At 59.7% G+C, this 19,103-nt stretch carries 19 protein-coding genes; 13 read left to right on the forward strand and 6 right to left on the reverse strand.

Translation table 11 applies throughout. The features are described 5' to 3' along the window. Positions 1 to 106 precede the first annotated feature (106 nt). The 11 genes from meaB to HZB23_00505 all read left to right on the forward strand — a co-directional run bounded on the left by meaB (position 107) and on the right by HZB23_00505 (position 12,065). The gene (gene meaB / locus HZB23_00455; GenBank protein ID MBI5843121.1) at positions 107 to 1,102 is read left to right on the forward strand and encodes a methylmalonyl Co-A mutase-associated GTPase MeaB; all 996 of its coding nucleotides are present in this window, start codon (positions 107 to 109) and stop codon (positions 1,100 to 1,102) included. Further along, a complete protein-coding gene (locus HZB23_00460; GenBank protein MBI5843122.1) occupies positions 1,099 to 2,439 on the forward strand; it encodes an MmgE/PrpD family protein in 1,341 nt (446 codons plus the stop codon). The genes meaB and HZB23_00460 overlap by 4 nt, the downstream gene beginning before the upstream one ends. Positions 2,440 to 2,441: 2 nt before the next feature. After that, positions 2,442 to 2,702, forward strand: a complete 261-nt coding sequence (locus HZB23_00465) for a hypothetical protein (protein MBI5843123.1) — start codon at positions 2,442 to 2,444, stop codon at positions 2,700 to 2,702. Beyond that, the gene (locus HZB23_00470; protein ID MBI5843124.1) at positions 2,695 to 3,666 is read left to right on the forward strand and encodes a glycyl-radical enzyme activating protein; all 972 of its coding nucleotides are present in this window, start codon (positions 2,695 to 2,697) and stop codon (positions 3,664 to 3,666) included. The genes HZB23_00465 and HZB23_00470 overlap by 8 nt, the downstream gene beginning before the upstream one ends. A gap of 3 nt (positions 3,667 to 3,669) precedes the next feature. Beyond that, positions 3,670 to 4,614, forward strand: coding sequence for a glycyl-radical enzyme activating protein (locus HZB23_00475; protein ID MBI5843125.1), 945 nt, complete (start codon positions 3,670 to 3,672; stop codon positions 4,612 to 4,614). A gap of 242 nt (positions 4,615 to 4,856) precedes the next feature. After that, a complete protein-coding gene (locus tag HZB23_00480) occupies positions 4,857 to 5,225 on the forward strand; it encodes a hypothetical protein (protein MBI5843126.1) in 369 nt (122 codons plus the stop codon). A gap of 42 nt (positions 5,226 to 5,267) precedes the next feature. Beyond that, the gene (locus tag HZB23_00485; protein ID MBI5843127.1) at positions 5,268 to 5,435 is read left to right on the forward strand and encodes a benzylsuccinate synthase gamma subunit family protein; all 168 of its coding nucleotides are present in this window, start codon (positions 5,268 to 5,270) and stop codon (positions 5,433 to 5,435) included. Between the two features lie 249 nt (positions 5,436 to 5,684). Then, on the forward strand, positions 5,685 to 8,177 hold the full coding sequence (locus HZB23_00490; protein MBI5843128.1) for a formate acetyltransferase: 2,493 nt from the start codon (positions 5,685 to 5,687) through the stop codon (positions 8,175 to 8,177). A gap of 68 nt (positions 8,178 to 8,245) precedes the next feature. Further along, positions 8,246 to 8,476 carry a hypothetical protein gene (locus tag HZB23_00495; GenBank protein MBI5843129.1) on the forward strand — a complete coding sequence of 77 codons (231 nt, stop codon included), beginning with the start codon at positions 8,246 to 8,248 and terminating at the stop codon, positions 8,474 to 8,476. Between the two features lie 369 nt (positions 8,477 to 8,845). After that, positions 8,846 to 11,356, forward strand: a complete 2,511-nt coding sequence (locus HZB23_00500; protein ID MBI5843130.1) for a formate acetyltransferase — start codon at positions 8,846 to 8,848, stop codon at positions 11,354 to 11,356. A 355-nt stretch (positions 11,357 to 11,711) separates the two neighbouring features. Further along, entirely contained in the window at positions 11,712 to 12,065 is a 354-nt protein-coding gene (locus tag HZB23_00505; protein MBI5843131.1) for a hypothetical protein, read from the forward strand. A gap of 334 nt (positions 12,066 to 12,399) precedes the next feature. Here HZB23_00505 and kdsB read toward each other — a convergent pair whose 3' ends face one another. From kdsB to HZB23_00535, 6 genes are all read right to left on the reverse strand, one after another. Continuing rightward, positions 12,400 to 13,134, reverse strand: a complete 735-nt coding sequence (kdsB, locus tag HZB23_00510) for a 3-deoxy-manno-octulosonate cytidylyltransferase (GenBank protein MBI5843132.1) — start codon at positions 13,132 to 13,134, stop codon at positions 12,400 to 12,402. A gap of 242 nt (positions 13,135 to 13,376) precedes the next feature. Further along, the gene (locus HZB23_00515; GenBank protein MBI5843133.1) at positions 13,377 to 14,687 is read right to left on the reverse strand and encodes an amidohydrolase; all 1,311 of its coding nucleotides are present in this window, start codon (positions 14,685 to 14,687) and stop codon (positions 13,377 to 13,379) included. After that, positions 14,684 to 15,061 carry a HEPN domain-containing protein gene (locus tag HZB23_00520; protein ID MBI5843134.1) on the reverse strand — a complete coding sequence of 126 codons (378 nt, stop codon included), beginning with the start codon at positions 15,059 to 15,061 and terminating at the stop codon, positions 14,684 to 14,686. Before HZB23_00520 ends, HZB23_00515 begins: the two co-directional genes overlap by 4 nt. Next, on the reverse strand, positions 15,058 to 15,384 hold the full coding sequence (locus HZB23_00525; protein ID MBI5843135.1) for a nucleotidyltransferase domain-containing protein: 327 nt from the start codon (positions 15,382 to 15,384) through the stop codon (positions 15,058 to 15,060). Before HZB23_00525 ends, HZB23_00520 begins: the two co-directional genes overlap by 4 nt. 44 nt (positions 15,385 to 15,428) lie before the next feature. Continuing rightward, entirely contained in the window at positions 15,429 to 15,902 is a 474-nt protein-coding gene (locus tag HZB23_00530) for an NUDIX domain-containing protein (protein ID MBI5843136.1), read from the reverse strand. Positions 15,903 to 15,964: 62 nt separating this feature from the next. Beyond that, entirely contained in the window at positions 15,965 to 16,798 is an 834-nt protein-coding gene (locus HZB23_00535) for a purine-nucleoside phosphorylase (protein ID MBI5843137.1), read from the reverse strand. A 290-nt stretch (positions 16,799 to 17,088) separates the two neighbouring features. On the opposite strand from HZB23_00535, the gene dksA reads away from it, so the two are divergent. After that, the gene (dksA, locus tag HZB23_00540) at positions 17,089 to 17,451 is read left to right on the forward strand and encodes an RNA polymerase-binding protein DksA (GenBank protein MBI5843138.1); all 363 of its coding nucleotides are present in this window, start codon (positions 17,089 to 17,091) and stop codon (positions 17,449 to 17,451) included. Then, on the forward strand, positions 17,441 to 19,027 hold the full coding sequence (gene rnc, locus HZB23_00545) for a ribonuclease III (GenBank protein ID MBI5843139.1): 1,587 nt from the start codon (positions 17,441 to 17,443) through the stop codon (positions 19,025 to 19,027). Before dksA ends, rnc begins: the two co-directional genes overlap by 11 nt. Positions 19,028 to 19,103: the final 76 nt, after the last annotated feature.

The following is a 19,103-nucleotide window of genomic DNA, read 5'->3' on the forward strand; positions in this document are numbered from 1 at the left end:
GCCGGGCGGGTTTGATCTTTCCTGGGAGCGCGGGCGTCCCGCCCGCCATTTCCGGCAAAAGCGGGCGGGACGCCCGCGCTCCCAGGGTTGAGACATAACTAATGCGATGCAGTTGAACGTCTTTAAGGAAAACCGTGGCGTGGCAAAGGCTTCCTGGAAAGAACTGACCGACGGGGTTTTAAAAGGCGACGTGCGGAGCCTTGCCCGGATCATCACCCGCGTGGAAAACCGCGAGCCCGGATGGCACGAGGCCATGAAGGCCCTGTATCCGGCATCCGGCGGGGCCGTGGTGGTGGGAATCACAGGCAGCCCCGGCGCGGGAAAAAGCACCCTCACCAACGCCATCGCAGGGGCCTTTGCCAAAGCGGGAAGAAAAATAGGCGTCATCGCTGTTGACCCAAGCTCTCCATTTTCGGGCGGGGCTCTTCTGGGCGACCGCCTGCGGATGCGGGAAAGTTCCACCCACCCGGATATCTTCATAAGATCGATGGCCACGCGCGGCGCGCTGGGCGGGCTCTGCCAGGGGGCGCGGGACGTGGCCCGGATAATGGCCGCCTTCGGCAAGGATTTGATCCTCATCGAAACCGTGGGGGTGGGCCAGGACGAGATAGAGGTGGTGAAAGCGGCGGACTGCGTGATGGTGGTTCTCACCCCCGGCCAGGGCGACGGAATCCAGGCCCTCAAGGCCGGAATCATGGAAATCGCCGACATCTACGTGGTGAACAAGGCGGACCGGGAAGGCGCTGATGAGGTTGTGGCGGACGTATTGGGGATGCTCTCCATAGCGGGCGGCGACCAGTCCCCGGTCTTGAAGGTTTCGGCCCTGAAAGGCCTTGGAATCGACGAGGTTGTGAAGGCTGTGGACGCCCACGCGGGCCGCTCCAGGAACCGAGAAACCTGGATGAGGGAGCGCATAAAGGCGGAAATACTGACGCTTCTGGAAGGCGAGATTTTAAACCGTCTCATCGCAAAATTCGGTAAAAACGGGGCTTTGGACAAGGCCGTGTCCCAAATTCTGGAACGCGAAAGCGACCCATATACGGCGGTTGAAACGCTTCTGCCCAGGATGGCGGAGGCGGCCTCAGGAGAAACGAAAAAATGACCCAGGAAAATCTCGGAATGACCCGGCGGCTGGCCCGCTTCATAGTGAACACCGAAGCGTCCGCGATTCCGGCTGAAATCTACGAGCACGCCAAGGTGGCCTTTCTGGACACCCTGGCCGTCACCTACGGCGGCAAGGACGACCCCCTGGTGGGCAAACTCGTGAAGTACGCGGACGTGATGGGCGGAAAGCCCTCGGCCACCCTCATCGGCCTTGGCCGCAAGGCGAGCCTGGAGCAGGCGGCCCTTATTAACGGCGCGGCGGCCCACGCCCTGGATTACGACGACACCCTGGTATCCTTTCTGGGCCATCCGTCCGTCACGCTCTTTCCGTCCCTCCTGGCCTTATCCGAAGACAGGGGATTGAGCGGCAGGGAATTTCTGGCGGCCTATCTCATCGGCCTTCAGACCGGCGGAACCATAGGGGCCTGCGCCGGGCTCGACCACTACCTGGGCGGCTGGCACGGAACATCCACCCTTGGGCACCTGGCCTCGGCGGCAGGCTGCGCGAAGCTCCTTGGGCTCGACGAGGAGCGCACCCTCTGGGCGCTAGGCATCGGCGGAACCCTGGCGTCGGGCCTGAAGCGCAACTTCGGAACAATGGTGAAGCCCTTTCACGCGGGCAGGGCCTCCAGCGCCGGGCTCACTGCGGCGCTTTTGGCCGAGGACGGTTTCACGGCGGCGGAGGACATACTTGAAGGCCCCCAGGGTTTTTTCGAGGCATTGAAGGGCAAGGTCAACCCGGACATCCTGGGTTTTCTGGGCTTGGGATGGGACGTGGTGAACCTGTCGCAGAAATATCACGCCTCCTGCCACGCCACCCATTCGCCCCTGGAAGCGGCCCGGGACTGCGTGAAGGAGCACGGAATCGCGGTCTCGGACATCGAAAAAATCCGCGTCTTCTGCTCGGAAGTCACCATGCAGGCGGCGGCGAAACTTACGCCACAGACGGGGCTTGAGGGCAAGTTCTCGGTTCCATACTGCGTGGCGAACGCCCTTTTGAGGGACGTCACCGGCATGGCGGCCTTCACCGACGAGATGGTGGCGGACCCGGCGGTAAAGGCCCTCACCGCCCGGGTGGAGCTTGTGAAGGACCCGGAAAAGACGGCGCTGGAAGCAAACGTCGAGATCACAACCAAGGCCGGTAAAACCGTGTCCGCCTTCTCTGACATTCTCCAGAAGATTCCGCCCCTTGACAAGAAACAGGTCAACGTGCGGGCGAAATTCCTCGATCTGGCCTCGCCCGTGATCGGATCCGCCAAGGCCCTCAAAGTCGCGGACATGGTGGCTGGCCTGGAAAATGTTACGGACATGAAGGAAGTAGCGGGGGGGCTGTAACCATGATGACTTTGAAATGCCCCCAGTGCGGCCACTGCGCGGCCAAGATCGATTTCCGGTTTCTCTCCCACGCCCACGCGGCGGGGGGCGACACATACCGGCAATGCCCCAAGTGTAACGGGCCTGTTTACTGCGAAGAGGCCGAAGACGCGGAAGACTACGCGAGCGGAAAAGTGTGGGGGACTTCAGCCCTTCGCGGAAAGACCTTCACCCGTGAAAACCGCCCCGGCAAGGGCGAAAAAAAGGACGGCGCAGATGCCTGAAACATGCCTTGTTACCGACATTCAGAAATTCGCGGTGAACGACGGGCCGGGCTTCCGCACCAACGTCTTTTTAAAGGGCTGCCCGCTTTCCTGCGCTTGGTGCCACAACCCGGAAACCATATCGCGGGAGCCTGAGATTTTCTGGAAGCGCCGCCTTTGCGTCCAGTGCGGGGCCTGCCTTACCGCCTGCCCGAAGGACGCCATAAATCCGCCCATAGACCCGGCCCTTTCACAGCCGCCGGAGTCGCGGTACCGGAAGATCGACCGGAAAAAGTGCGACCGCTGCATGGCCTGCGTGGACGCCTGCGCCTACGGGGCGCTGGTGATTACCGGAAAGCCCATGACCATCGACGAGATTTTGTACGAGGTGGAGCAGGACCGGCCCTTTTACGACAACTCGGGCGGAGGAATGACCCTCTCCGGCGGCGAGCCAACCGCCAACATGGAATTCGCCGAAGCCCTTCTGACGGAAGCCAAGAACCGTGGACTTCACGTCTGCCTCGACACCAACGGCTTCTCATCCTGGGAAAACCTGGAGCGGCTGGCCCGCCACGCCGACGTGATTCTTTACGACATCAAGCACCTGGACCCGGCGGCCCACAAGGAAAAGACCGGGGTGGACAACGGCATCATCCTGGAAAATTTGAAGCGCCTTACCAAAAGTGGCAAGGACGTGTGGGTGCGGATTCCGGTGGTCCCCGATTACAACGATTCCCTCGGCTTTCACAAGGAAGCCGCCGAATTTCTGGCGAATCTTCCGGGGAAAATTTCCCGGCTCGATCTTCTGCCTTATCACAACTGGTGCCAGGACAAGTACGACTGGCTGGGAATTGACTGGCCCATGGGGGAAATCCAGGCCATGGAGCCGTCCATGCTGGAAATTCCCGTGGACTTCTACCGGGAAAAAGGCATACCGGCGACGGTGGGGGGATCGGGCTTCGAGGATGGAAAGGCGGAGGAATAAGGCATGAGCCAGGACATCCAAATAAGCTGGGGCGTGGTGAACGACATCCAGCGCATGTGCGTGAACGACGGGCCCGGATACCGCACCACGGTCTTCCTCAAGGGGTGCCTCCTGGACTGCCGCTGGTGCCACAACCCGGAGGGCAAGCGCCGGTTCCCGGAGGTGATCCCCTACGTGAGTAACTGCAAGGTCTGCGGCGAGTGCCTGCCCGCCTGCCCCACGGGGGCCCTTCACATGAACGGCAACGGCTTTCCCCACGTGGCCCGCGCCCTGTGCTCGGACTGCATGCAGTGCGCGGCGGCCTGCGCCCACGACGCCCTGATCGTCTGGGGCCGGGTGATGTCATCAAGCGACGTGATGGTGGAGGTAATCAACGACAAGCCCTTCTACAAGACCTCCGGCGGCGGCATGACGGTTTCCGGCGGCGAGCCCATGAGTCAGCCGGCCTTCGTGGCCGCCCTCATGCGGGCGGCGAAATCCGACCCTGACCCCAACGAACGCGTCCACACGGCACTTGACACCTGCGGACACGCGGCCTGGGCCGACTACGAGAAGGTGCTGGAATACGTTGACATGGTGCTTCTGGACATAAAGCACATGGACCCAGCAGCCCACAAGTCCTACACGGGCCGGGACAACGCGCTCATTTTATCCAACGCCCGGAAAATGGCCGCGCGGGGCTTGAAGATGCGCCTCCGGGTCCCGGTGATCCCCAACGTTAACGACACGGAGGAGAACTTCACAGCAACCGCGAAGTTCGCGGCGGAGCTTGGGGAGGCCGTGAGCGGCGTGGACCTTCTGCCGTATCACCCTTACGCGGGCGGCAAGTACCGGGCCTTTGGCATGGATTACGAGTTTCCCACGGGCGAAGGCTACGACGATTCCATGCTTGAGCCCATCATCAACCTGTTTCTGGACTATGTGCCGGAAGTCACCATCGGCGGATAACACCTGTCTAAAAACGCGAACTGCTGTGTCAGATTGAAACGGTCGGGTCGTCATGTACGAAAAGTACTATTCCTCCCCGCCCGTTTCAATCTTCCTTGCATTTCATCGTTTTTATCCAGGCTTGGCACTGTGCCTGCAAAAAAATTAACGGGAATAATTTTAACAACCACACACAAGGCCGATGGAAAACGACGCGTGAATACTGCCGGATCGCGTTTTCCGACGGCCGCAATGGAGGCAATATGGGAAGACGTGATCAATGGAAGCAGGTCCAGGACAGCATGTACGGCGAAGTCACCAGGGCCCGCTCGGTGGAGGAGCGCGAGAACGTGCCGGCCACCGCCTGCGGCTTTTGCAAGAACTTCGCCGAAAACGCCTACGCCTCGGATGGCCGGGGCCTGTGCAAGATTCTCAAGATGGGATCGAACATTTTAAGCGCCCAGCCGGTTTTCGTCACAGAAGGCGAAGTGGGCCACCCAACCATGTTCAACACCGAAGCCGCCCGTTGCACGTACTTCGAGCGCATGGATTTCATTGACACAGACGGCAACGAGGTGGCGGACCCCAGCTACAGGCGGGTTCAACGGCAGATGGAAAGCAAGGGCAAGTAAGAGCTTTTTTCCGCAACCGAAAACTTACAGGAGGACAAGGCCATGAAGTACAAGGAATCGAAGAATTTTTTTCCGCACCAGGACAACCCCAATCGCGGCGACTACGTGGAGCGGGTGGTTGATCCCCGCCAGGCCTACTACAAGGTGAAACCCGTCAACGCCGAGGACGAAGTCCCCGAATCGGCGTCGGAGTTTTCCGCCAACAAATAGGCGGGCCAAAGAAATCGAGATCGCCCCGCGCCCCGGAATGGCGGGGGGCGACGCCTGGATAAAAACGCTCCAGCCGAGTGTCTGACGTTTTTATCCAGGCTCGAATAACCTGCACATAAGACGGGACAGGTAGTCTGCCCCCGTGCCCCGTACCTCGCCGTCGAGCTCAAAAGCCGGAGCGATTGCGAGTGATTAAAGCAGGTTGAGCGATAGTATCCATCGGGCGGACATCAAAAAGGAGTAACGAAAATGGCTGATGCGGCATTGACCCAGAGCGTTGAAGAGCTTGAGAAAAAACAGGAATGGTGGTGGATCGCCGAAAAGAAGCGCTCCAAACGCCTTGACTATCTAAGGAAGGCCGTGTGGAAAAAGGGCGCAATCGGCGGCAACTACGCCCCCGGAATCAAGGTTGACCTGGAAATCCCCACCCTCTTCACCCAGATGTACAACTGGTGGAAGTTCGATCCGCCCATGCTGCGCAGGGCCAAGGCCATGAGCCACGTTCTGGACAACATGACCATCTTCATAACCGACCACGCCCAGCTTGTGGGCTACATGGGCACCACCCCCAACACCCTGGCCTGGCGCATAGACGGAGCCTCAGTAGTCAACGAGGAGCTCTACAACGAGCCCGGCATCATGCCGGAGCCGGAGCAGGCATCATTAAAAAAGGTGGCTGACTTAAACGCAATCTGGGCGGGCAACACCGCCATTGACAAGGTGGCCCGGATTCTGGACCCGGAAGACGCCGTGAAGTTCCTTTCAGGGGCAATCGGCTGGGGCGCTCCCACGTCGGCCTACGGCTACTCCGGCAAGGACTACGAGTTTTTGTTCGCCCAGAGAAACGGCTTTTCGGACATCATCGAAAAAATCGATGAAAACATAGAAAAGGCCGAAGACAGAACCATGGGCAGGCCCGGACCGGACATCCTGCCGCTTTACGACAGGCTCCAGAACTGGGACGCCATGAAGATGATGCTGGAGGCGGCCATCCGCTACGCCAACCGCTTTGCCCGGCTGGCCCGGATCATCGCCGAAAACTACGAAACCGACCCCAAGCGCAAAGATGAGCTGATAAGGATCGCCGAAACCTGCGAGCACGTACCGGCCCATCCTCCGCGCAATCTTCAGGAATCATTGCAGTACGACCATTTCGTGCAGATGCTGGCCCGCCTGGAGGCACACGAGGGCGCGTGGCCGGCCCGGCCAGATTACTACCACTGGCCCATGTACGACAAGGACGTGAACGTCGAAAAGAACATCACCCGCGAGGAGGCGCTGGACCTCGTGGGCGAGTTCATGATCCGGGCCTACGAGGTGGGCGGCTTCGGCCCCCGCTGGGCGCGGGAGGGACTCCAGGGCATCACGGGAACCTGGGTGTGGACACTTGGCGGCGTCAATAAAGACGGCTCCGACGCCTGCAACGATCTCACCATAGCCTTTCTGCAGGCGGCCCGCATGGTTCGCGTGGCCAACCCCACCTTCGGTTTCCGCTGGCACCCCAAGGTGAAGGACGAGGTGATGCGCGAGGTCTTCGAGTGCATACGCCACGGCCTTGGCTATCCTTCCATCAGAAACGATCCTGTTCTTATCCAGAACGCCATGCACTGGCACGGCCACCCGCTGGAAGAAGCCCGCACCTGGGTGCACCAGGCCTGCATGAGCCCCTGCCCCACCACCAAGAACGGGGTTCAGCCCATGCGCATGGCTTCGGCCACGGCAAACTGCGCCAAGATGGTGGAATACGCCCTGCATAACGGTTTCGATCACGTGGTGCAGATGCAGATGGGACCCAAAACCGGAGACGCCTCAAAGTTCACGGACTTCGAACAGCTTTTCGCCGCCTGGGTGACCCAGATGGAATGGCTCACCAACACCCTGGTGCGCACGGTTAACCTTGGCCGTTACAAGGACCCGGAATTCTATGGCAGGCCCTTCCTTTCCGCCACCTACGAGCGGGCCGTGGAGTCCGGCCTGGACGCGGTAAGCCCTGTGGGCGACCGGGGCAACTGCTGGATAACCGGCTTCACCTGGGTTGAAAACATAGACAGCCTTGCGGCGGTGAAGAAGCTTGTTTTCGACGACAAAAAATACACCATGACCGAGCTTCTGGACGCCCTTCGCACCAACTGGGAAGGCCGGGAGCAGATGAGGCTCGATTTCGTGAACGCGCCCAAGTGGGGCAACGACGATGACTACGTCGACTCCATCATGGTGCGCTGCCTAAAGGAAGTGGCCCGGCACTCCAAGGTGATCAAGTGCCCCAGCGGCAACAACTGGCCGCTTCTGCCGGAAAACGTCTCAGGCAACATCCATTACTCCTCCATCGTGGGAGCCCTTCCCAACGGCAGGCGGCACGGCGACGCCCTTTACGACGGCGGCATTTCGCCCGGCCCCGGCCTGGACAAGAAAGGCCCCACGGCGGTTTTGAAATCCTGCGGCAAGATCGACCACGTGGGCGACGGGCGCGCCTTTCTTCTGAATCAGCGCCTCTCCCCAACCCAGCTCGCAGGCGAAAAGGGCTACCAGCTCTGGAGGGCCTACATCAAGACCTGGGCCGATCTTGGCCTGGATCACGTTCAGTTCAACATGGTCTCCGACGAGACCCTTCGCTCGGCCCAGAAGGATCCGGAAAAGTATCAGGAGGTCATCGTCCGGGTGGCGGGATACTCCGCGCACTTCGTGGATATCAGCCGTAAGACCCAGGACAATATTATACAACGCACCATCCAGGGAATCTGATCCACTAAAACCGGCGGCGGGGGGCGACAAGCCTCCGCTGCCGGAACCCAAACGGAAGGAAAACGAAAATGAAGTGCACCGAATGCAGCTTTGAAGCCCCGGTGGCCAAGTTCCGCTATCTTTACAACGCGCGGATCGACGCCTCCATCAGCCTTCGCCAGTGCCCCCAGTGCCAGGCGTGGCTGGCCATTGACGAGCTTGCCGGAAGCGTAAAGCAGAAGGTCGGCGCGGGCGACGCCCCCTGGGGAAAATCCGCCGGTATCGAGGGCTTGGCCCAGGATGCCCAGACCTCGGCCTGAATCTGTCCCTGTGTTTCCGTCTGACATGCTGACCTTGCGTATTGGCCGCATGTCGGACGGAAGACGGCAATAACGGGGCTATTCCCTTCCTGGGAGCGCGGGCGTCCCGCCCGCATTGAACGGCAAAAGCGGGCGGGACGCCCGCGCTCCCGGAGAAAAATTTCAGCGCCCCAAAACCCGGCCAAAATCTGGGGCCATTCGCGGAATGAAATGTCATTATCCAAAATTTGCTTGTAATCCGATAGGTTGACGACAGCACGACAAACGCTTTTCCGCGCGGACGCTTGAAGGCCCAGGGAAACAGGAAGCCTTCAGGTGATCTGTTTTCCGCTTTTTCGTCGCCGCACAAAAATCAGGAGGGCGCAAGCCATGACAGCCGAAGCCGCAGTTAAGGACGCCAGTGTTTCCGACTTGGAAAAAAAGCAGGAATGGTGGTGGGTGGCGGAAAAAAAGCGCTCCCGCCGGTTGGATTACCTAAGGAAGGCCATCTGGAAAAAAGGCGCGGTGGGCGGGCTCTACAACCCGGGCATAAAGGTGGACCTGGAAATGGGCAAGCTCTACATCGAGGCCCACAAGGCGTCCATGGTCTTTCCGGAGCCCCCGCCCATAAGGGTTGCCAAGCGCCTGGCCCATTACCTGGACAACAAGACCATCTTCATCACGGACCACGCCCAGCTTGTGGGCTACGTGGGCTCGTACCCCAACACCATTTTCTGGGACCCCTCCTTCGGCGAGATGCTGAACGAGGAAATCTACAACGATTCCACGGCGATCCCGGAGCCGGTGGACCAAAACCTCAAGGTGGTTGCGGAAATCTGCGATTACTGGGCCGGGAAAACCGACCAGAGCGTACTTTTGCAGTTCAACGACCTTGAAGACATGATGAAGGTGATGAGCGGGGCCATCGGCTGGGGCATCGCATCAACCAGGGGCGGCTATTCGGGCAAGGATTACGAGTACCTCATGACCGGCCAGCGGGGTTTCGCCGAGTGCCTGGAGGAAGTCAACAAAAAGCTCGACGAGACCGACGAAATCCTCCACACCACCACCCCCACAAACGAAACCCTTCCGCTTTATGAAAAAATAGCCAACTGGGAAGGAATGCGCATAATCCTGGAAGCCGCCATCCGCCACGCCGGGCGCTACGCCCGCCTTGCACGGACCCTTGCGGAAAACTACGAGGCCGACCCGAAACGCAAGGAAGAGCTTATCCGCATCGCCGAAACCTGCGAGCATGTTCCCGCCCACGCGCCCCGGAACCTCCAGGAGAGCTTCCAGTACGATCTTTTCATCCAGCTCTTCTCCCGCACCGAGGCCATTGAAGGCGCATGGCCGGCCCGGCCCGACTACTACCACTGGCCTCTGTACGACAAGGACGTGAACGTCGAGAAGAACCTGTCGAAAGAGGAGGCCCTCGATCTGGTGGGCGAGTTCCTCATCCGGGCCGCCGAAGTGGGCCAGTACAAGCCCCGTTGGACAAAGGAAGGGCTTCAGGGAATCGACGGAACCTGGGTGTGGACCATGGGCGGCGTGAACAAGGACGGAAGCGACGCCTGCAACGATCTCACCATAGCCTTCATGCAGGCCGCCCGCCTGGTTCGCGTGGCCAACCCCACCTTCGCCTTCCGCTGGCATCCGAAAGTCAAAGACGAGGTGATGCGCGAGGTCTTCGAGTGCATAAGGCACGGCCTTGGGTATCCGTCCATACGCAACGATCCTGTTCTCATCAGTAACGCAATGCACTGGCACGGCCACCCCCTTGAGGAGGCCCGGACCTGGGTCCATCAGGCCTGCATGAGCCCGGCCCCCACAACCAAGCACGGTTTCCAGCCCATGCGCATGGCATCGGCCACCGCAAACTGCGCGAAAATCGTGGAATACGTGTTCACGCGCGGCTTCGACAAGGTGGTCAACATCCAGATGGGCGCGAAAACCAAGGACCCCCTGGAATTTGCTGATTTCGAGGACGTGATGGAATCCTGGGTGGCCCAGATGAAGGCCATCTTCTCCCTTCTGGTGCGCACGGTGAACCTTGGCCGGTTCATTGGGCACAAGCTCGTTCCAAGGCCCTATCTTTCCTCCATCTCGTCGCGCTCCATAGACAGCGGCCTGGACGTCTGCGACCCCTCCATCTCGCGGGGAAACGCATGGATAACGGGCTTCACCTGGGTGGAGAACGCCGACAGCCTTGCAGCGGTCAAAAAGCTCGTGTTAAAAAACAAAAAATACACCATGGCACAGCTTGTGGAGGCCTTGAACGCCAACTGGGAGGGGTATGAGGCCATGCGCCTGGATTTCGTCAAGAATGCTCCCAAGTGGGGCAACGACGATGACTACGTGGACTCCATCATGGTGCGCTGCCTTCGTGAAGTGGCGAAGTTCTCCCACGAGCTCAAATGCCCCTGCGGCAACAACTGGCCGCTTCTGCCCGAAAACGTATCCGGCAACATCCATTACGCAAACGTGGTGGGGGCGCTCCCCTCAGGCCGCAGGCTCGGCGACGCCCTCTACGACGGCGGCATTTCCCCCGGCCCCGGCCTGGACAAGAAAGGCCCCACGGCGGTCCTGAAATCCTGCGGCAAGATCGACCACATCGCCGACGGACGGGCCTTCCTCTTGAACCAGAGGCTATCCCCCACCCAGCTTGCGGGGGAAAAGGGCTACCAGCTCTGGAAAGCCTACATCCGCACCTGGGCCGACCTGGGCCTCGATCACGTCCAGTTCAACATGGTCAGCGACGAAACCCTTCGCTCGGCCCAGAAGGACCCGGAAAAGTACCAGGAGGTCATCGTGCGTGTTGCGGGCTATTCGGCTCATTTCGTTGACATAAGCCGGAAGACGCAGGACAATATCATTCAACGCACCATCCAAGGAATCTAGGATTCGGCCGTCCAAAAACGCGATCTGCGGTGTCAGACTTCGCCGGGCGCGGTGCGCACGTATCCTTGATACGCTTGCGCCCGCACCCGGCTCGCCTTCCTTGCAGCTCATCGTTTTTGATCGGCCTGGATGCGGGGCGGATTGAAAGAAACGGAAAAAGCCGGTGATGGTTTTGAGGGCCGGGAAGATAAAAATATCCGGCCCTCTAAAGCCTGGATAAAAACGATGAAGCGCAAGGAACGCGAGAAGCCAATGAGCAAGCGTACTGAAAGTACGTGGCGGAATTGGCTTTGAAGCGTGACACAGCGATTCGCGTTTTTATCCAGGCTGTTACCCTTTTTGAAGGGAGGAAGAGATGTCAAGACGGGATGAGCTTAGACAGGCTTCCATGATGATGTACCAGAAACAGACCGCGCCCAAGAGCGAACAGAAACGGGCGGAAAAGGTCTGCGGGCTGTGCAGGAACTTCCGGGAAACGGCCTTTACCGGCGAGGGCAAGGGCGCGTGCACGGTTTTGAAGTTCGGATCGAACATCGAGGCCGACCCGCCCAAGTACGTGCTGGACCAGGAAAACGGCTACTTCACCATGAACCTCATGGACGCCACAAAATGCCAGTATTTCGAGAAAATGGACTTTGTGGACAAGGACGGCACCGAGTGCTCGGACCCCGTGTACCGCCGCTCCATGCGCCAGCTGCAGGACGGTTGATTCCATACGTCGCGCCAACTGGCCGGTTCGCATCAAAAAGGCCCGCCCCGCGCTTGATTGCGGGGCGGGCCTTTTTTTTAAAGGGCGGAAAGACATCGGGGGCGCGCCCGTGTGCCGGCGGGCGCGCCCCCGTGGAGGTAATTCCCTGGGAGGTATGGTCTTCCAGGAAGTCCCTCCGAAACATCACACACCCTATGGTGCGCAGTTTTTATCTATCCTTTTATGGATAATATGTCAAGGCGTATTTTGGTTTTACTGATATAATATGGTATTTTCATTGCCCTTGTATCCCTTTTTCTCCGCTATCAAGCAATTGGCGGCAAGCGCCGGATTTTCACTCTTCCATCATGGCCCTTATGCGCGGAACGTCCGAGGGCAGGTCAACCTCTGGCGAATCGTAGGCCGTCACAACCACGCGGATTTTAAGGCCGTGTTCCAGGGCCCTTAGCTGCTCCAGCTTTTCTATGTTTTCCAGGGGCCCTTCCGGCAGGGCCGCGAAACGCTCCAAAAATTCCCTGGTATAAGCGTATATCCCCAGATGCTTATAAGTGGGAAACCGGGTTCCGGGGTCGCGCCCGAAGGGGATGGGCGAGCGCGAAAAATAAAGGGCGAAGCCGAAGCTATCCATCACCACCTTGACGTCCTTGGGGTCGGTGATCTCACTTTCCCGCACTATTTCAAAGGCCAGGGTGCTCATGCCGACGGACGGGTCGGCAAGAAGCGGGGCCGTGACCTCGTCGAGGCTTGCGGGCTCGAAAACCGGCTGGTCGCCCTGAACGTTCACCACGATGTCGGTGGGATCGAGCCCCAGAAGCCGGGCGGTTTCGGCGGCCCGGTCGGTGCCGGAGCGGCACGAGGCCGAGGTCATGCGGACGTTTCCGCCGAAACTTTTCACCTCGTCGTAGACCCGCTGGTCGTCGGTGGCCACAACCACCTCGGTTACGGACAAAGCTCCGGCGGCCCTCTCGTACACGTGCCGTATCATGGATTTTCCGGCTATCAGCGCCAGGGGCTTTCCGGGAAAGCGGGTGGAGCCGTACCTGGATGGAATTACAACCGCTACGCGCATGTATTTTCTCCGCAAAAGGGAAACACCGTTAACAGCCTGTCTAAAAACGCGAATTGCTGTGTCGTGCTTCAAAGCCAATTCCGTCACGTACGAACATCCTGATTTAGCCCAAGAACTCTGCGATTTCTTGGGCAGGTACGCTTACTCATAGGCTTTTCGCACTCCTTGCACTTCATCGCCAATTTTCTAACTGGTATCCAGGCTTCATATCCAGCCTTTTTCAACGGGCCGTTAAAGGCGGTTCAGGCGCCCTTTATGGAGCGGGCGATTTCGCGCACCCGCTTAAGGGCCTCATGAAGATCGAAGGTTGTGATTTTTCCGTCTTTCACCACGATTTTTCCGTCAACCAGGACGTGGCGCACACAGGGGCCGGAGGCCGCGTAAACCAGGGCCGAAACCGGGTCATACACCGGGTTGAGCGCCGGAGCCTCCGGGTCCAGGACGATGATGTCCGCCCGCTTTCCCGGCTCGATGGAGCCGGTCACTTCCCCCAGGCCCATGGCGCGGGCCGCGCCCAAAGTGGCCATTAGAAGAGCCTGCCTTGCGGGAAGCGCCGTGGGGTCGAGGCTTGTAACCTTGTGGAGCTTGGCGGTCAGGTTCATTTCAAGGAACATGTCGAGGCTGTTGGACGAAGCCGCCCCGTCCGTCCCAAGGCCCACGGTGACGCCCGCAGCCAGGAATTTCGCCACAGGCGCGACGCCGCTCGCCAGCTTCATCTGGCTGGAGGTGCATACCGCCACCTTAGCCCCGGTATCGGCGATGATTTTTATATCCTCGTCGTCGCACCAAACGCAGTGGACCAGGAGGGTGTCCGGGTCCAGCAGGCCCAGGCCCGCAAGGTAAGCAATGGGGCTTTTCCCGTGCCGGGAGATTGACTCCTCGCGCTCGGCGCGGGTCTCGGCGGCGTGGGTCTGAAAGAGGATTCCCTGCCTCTTAGTCTCCCTCTTGGCCGCAACCAGGGTCTTTTCCGAGCAGGTGTAGGGGCTGTGGCAGAAGATGGAGGGCGAAATCCGGGGATTTTCGCCTTTAAGCTTTAAGGCGAAGGCCGCCGCTTCCTCCACGTTTTTCATGGGGTCCGTGCCGTCCACCGGGTCCAGCATCCCGAAACCGGCAACCGCCCTCATCCCGGAGTCCGCGAAGGCGCGGGCCACCTCGTCCTCGAAAAAATACCCGTCGCAGCAGGCCGTTGTTCCCGAAAGGAGCATCTCCGCCGCCGCAAGAAGGGTCCCGGCCCTGGCGTTTTCCGGGTTCATGTGCCGGGCCTCGGCGGGGAAAATGTGGTTGAAAAGCCAGTCAGAGAGTAGAAGATCGTCGGCAAGGCCCCGGAAAAGGGTCATGGGCGCGTGGCCGTGGGCGTTCACGAGGCCGGGGGCCACGATGGAGGACGATGCGTCGATGATCTCCCCTGACGGTGGCGCTGGCTCCGCCGATTCGGGCGTCAGCACCTTTTCGATCAGGCCGTCCTTCACGCAGACCAGGGCGTCCGAAAGGACTTCGCCCGAAGCGTTCATGGTGACCAGATGCCCGGCCTTTATGATGAGGTCGTAAGTCATTTTTTAAAATACTCTTGTGCGCAGGAGAGAAATTCCCTGGCCCATGAAATCATTTCTGCTGTTTCATGGCCTGTAATTGACTCGGTCAGGCCATAATCTCCGGTATTGCGCATATCCTGGGCGTTTATAAGATAGCGATGAAACTTTGGGTCCACTTTTCGGGTTTTCGAAAACTCCCTGCCAAAAGCACCAATTACGCCACCGTGACTTGAATAAGACTGGCCAAGAGACACAAGAAAAGCCTCTGCCACATAAAACATGGCATAATAAGCCCTGGAAGCTGAAAAACTTTGATAGCCGCTCTTTGAAAGAAGCTCTGCGGCATCCAGGCTTTCTTCGGCTTTGTTAAGGAGCATTTCAATTTCCGGAATCACAGCCTTATTCCCTCCCGGCGTACGTTCTGGAAGAAAGGAAGGTTGCAGTATAAGTATTCATCCTCCGAAACAAAGGCGCGGGAAAGGACCGCGTCGAAGTCTAGGCTGAGTGATGCAGTAAGTTCGCCGGTTTTTCGGATCATCTCACCATACTCGAAGGGTCCGTCCATCACGCATAACACGTCGATGTCCGATCCTGAATGCGAGTCCCCGCGCGCCCGCGACCCGAACAGGATAACGTTTTTCAGTTTTTCGCCGAAGATTGCGAAAAGTCCTTCCCGGTATTTGTCAAGAATCGCCTGGGCGTTTTTTGGTGGATTCATTCGAGCCTCCCTCATTTTTCCGCAGTTCGCGTTTTTATCCAGCCTTACCATCCGCCCACCTTAACCGTTCCATCCCAGGCCAGATACTCCCGAAGCCTTCTGCGGGTGGCCGGGGAGACGGCCTTGTCGCTTATGGCCCGGTCCAGGGGGAAAAAAGCGCATCGCTCGATCTCAAGGCTTGGAAAACGCCTTCCGTTCATGGTGAAGTCCCGGCTTAAAAACAGGGCCACGTGATCGCTCTTTCCCTCTCCGAAGGCCGTGTACACGCCCATGAGGACCAGGGGATCGCCCAGGATCGCGCCTGCCTCCTCGCGGGTCTCGCGCCGGGCCGCATCCACGAGGGTCTCCAGCCTTTTAACCCCGCCGCCGGGAAAACACCAGTATTTCTGGTAGGTTGGCTTGACCAGCAAAACCGCGTCGTTTTTCACCGCACAGACCCGCACCCCCACGGTGAGCGGGCCGGTCACCTGCCAGTAAAGCCTTGCGGCCCTGTAAAAAAGAGTGTTGACGAGCTTCATGCTTCCAGTTTCCAGACCTTATGCAAAAAATAGGCAGAACAGTCAGGGGACTTCCGCTGCAATTATTCCGCGCAAACCGCACGGGTTTCCAGAACCCTCTGAAAAAGGGAGGTAACCCTGGGGGCGGCCTGGCCAGCCACGGCGAGTATGTCCTTCAGGCTGGCGGAACTGGTCTTTCCGGGCGAGGTGGTGTTGGTTATCACCGCCACCCCAAGGACATCCATGCCCGCGTGGACGGCGGCTATGACCTCGTTCACCGTGGAAAAGCCCACTGCGTCGGCCCCGATGGTTGAAAGCCATCTTATTTCAGCCGGGGTTTCCAGGGAAGGCCCTTTCAGGCCCGCGTAAACGCCCTTTTTTACGCTAAGTCCAAGGCCCGCCCCCAGGGTAAGGGCCGTTTTCAGGAGGGCCGGGTCGTAGGCCGCGTTCATTTCGGGAAACCTTGGGCCCCAGTCATCCTCGTTCTTTCCGGCCAGGGGGTTTTCCCCGGTAAGGTTTATGTGATCGCTTATCAGCATGAGGTCCCCGGTTTCAAGGCCGGGATCGATTCCCCCAGCAGCGGTGGCGATGAAAAGGGTTTTCACCCCCATTGCCTGCATGACCCTTATGGGAAAGGCGACCTCGCGGGCCGAGTAGCCCTCGTAGAGGTGAAAGCGCCCCTGGAGGGCCATGACGGAGCGCCCGGCAATCTGGCCGAAAACAAGCCTGCCCTGGTGGCCCGCCACCGTGGAGACAGGAAAATGCGGAATTTCGGAATAGGAGAAGGATGCGGTTTTTCCGCCCTCAGCCGCGTTTCCGAGGCCGGTGCCCGTGATGAGGCCGATTTCGGGCAGGGCGCTTATCCTTCCCGAAAGCCACCTGGAAACCTCGTGAACTGTCTCGACGTATCCGCTCATGGCGCTTTCTCCTGCCTTGGAGTTTATTGAACAGACATAATCCAAGGCGCGTTTCGCGTCAAGGCGGCGTTGGGCCGGGCCTCCCGTCCCACAGCCGAAATTGTTCATCCTCCCGAATTTTTATCTTTACAATCGCCCTTCGAGAGATTAATTTTTACTACTTATATCAAGCCGACCGGATGGAGGCGCATTCTTTGCGGTCGGCGGGCGCAATGCCGCCCCTTACGGTTTCCAGGCTTACGAGATCGAAACCCCATCCTGCTCAAAAACCCTCCAGCCACGAGGTGACCATGAAAAAAAGAGACCTCGAAGAATTCAGGAACCTTTTGAACGCCCAGCTTCAGGATCTCCTGAGCCAGGCCGGCGACACCGTTTCCGGCATGTCGACCCAGAAGGAGAGCTTCCCCGACCCCACCGACCGCGCCTCGGCTGAGACCGACCGCAATTTCATGCTGCGCATAAGGGACCGGGAAAGTAAGCTCATCAAGAAGGTGAAAAAGGCCCTGGAACGCATTGACAACGGGACCTTCGGACTCTGCGAGGAGTGCGGCGAGGATATAAGCCTGGCGCGCCTTAGGGCCCGCCCGGTCACCACCCAGTGCATCGAATGCAAGACCCGGCAGGAGGCCATGGAGAAGGCCCTTGGCGTTTGAAGAAGCGGTTGGCGGGATCGATCTCCACGTCCACTCAACGGCTTCCGACGGATCGTTTTCGCCTGCCGAAATCATGGGGATGGCGGCTGAAGCGGGCCTGCGCGCGGTGGCCCTCACGGACCACGACACCGTTTCGGGCGTTAGCGCGGTGTTGGCGGCGGGCGTCCCCGACTCGCTAATATTCGTTCCCGGTCTTGAGATATCGGTGGAGGTTCCGCATCCTTTTCCCGATTCAGGGGTTTTTCACCTTCTGGGCTATTTCATAGACCCCGATTCCCCCCGGCTGGGCGAGACCCTGGCCCGGCTGCGAAACGCCCGCCGGGAGCGCAACCCGAAAATTCTCGCACGCCTGAACGACCTTGGCGTAAACTTAAGCTACGACGACGTGGCCCGCTTCGCCCCGGACGGGCAGGTGGGCCGTCCCCACTTCGCCCAGGCCCTGGTGAGCGCGGGAGCCGCCCTCGACTTTTCCGACGCTTTCAAAAAGTACCTTGCAAAGGGTTCGCCCGCCTACGTGTCCAAGTTCCGCCTTCCCGCAGACGAGGCCCTGGAGGCCGTCCTTGGGGCCGGGGGACTTGCCGTGCTGGCCCATCCCTCGTCTTTGGGAATGGACCCCTCAACCCTTGCGAGCTTCCTCCTTCACCTTAAGGGCCTGGGCCTTTCCGGGATCGAGGCCCTTTACCCCTCCCACAGCCCCGACTCCACCGAACGCTATATCTCTCTGGCCCGCGAGCTGGACCTTAGCGTAACCGGCGGAACCGACTTTCACGGCCTGGCCAAGCCGGACGTGGCCTTAGGCATCGGGCGCGGCGGGTTTTTCGTGCCCTTTTCCGCCTACGAGGAGCTTTTTGCCCGGCGTGGCCCCAGGGGCTTTGTAAGACCGCCCCACTCCCAGCTTGAGGCAAGGCTCGGGTACCGTTTCAACAGGCCGGAAATTCTCGCAGAGGCCCTTACCCACTCATCCCACCTTGGCGACGGCGCACCCTGCGGCACCCGCGACAACCAGCGCCTGGAGTTTCTGGGCGACGCGGTGCTTGGCCTGTGCGTGGCCATGCTTCTCATGGAGCGCCTGCCGGAGGCCGACGAGGGCCAGCTAACCCGCATGAGGGCCGCCCTGGTCTCGGAAAAGGCCCTTGCAGACCTTGCCCGCTCCCTGGAGCTAGGCCCGCACATAGTGCTTTCGAGAGGTGAGGCCGGGGCCAGGGGCTACGACAAGAACGGCATTCTGGCCGACTGCTTCGAGGCCGTCACAGGGGCCATGTTCCAGGACGGCGGGGCCGATGCATGCCAGGCCTTCGTCAACGAGTTCTTTTCACCCCTGGTCCCGGAAAACGGCCACTCCTGCCAGGCCGACCACAAGACCAGGCTCCAGGAAGTGAGCCAGCGGCTTTTTTCCGGCTCGCCCAGGTACGAGGACGTGGCGTCCTCAGGGCCAAGCCACAACCGCACTTTTGTCATGAGGGTCAACCTGCCCAACGGCATTTCCGCCCTGGGAACCGGGCGGAGCAAGAAGGCCGCCGAGCAGAACGCCGCAAAAAGCGTCCTTTCCCTGATGGAAAAACTGGGCGAATCCTGACAGGGCGGGCACAAGCGCGAACTGCGTGCGCCAGCACGTCGCCTCGTGGCTTGGTCACGTACAAAAATCCTGATTT

The organism is Deltaproteobacteria bacterium, from assembly GCA_016235345.1.
In the GTDB taxonomy this organism is placed as follows: Bacteria; Desulfobacterota; Desulfobacteria; order Desulfobacterales; family Desulfatibacillaceae; genus JACRLG01.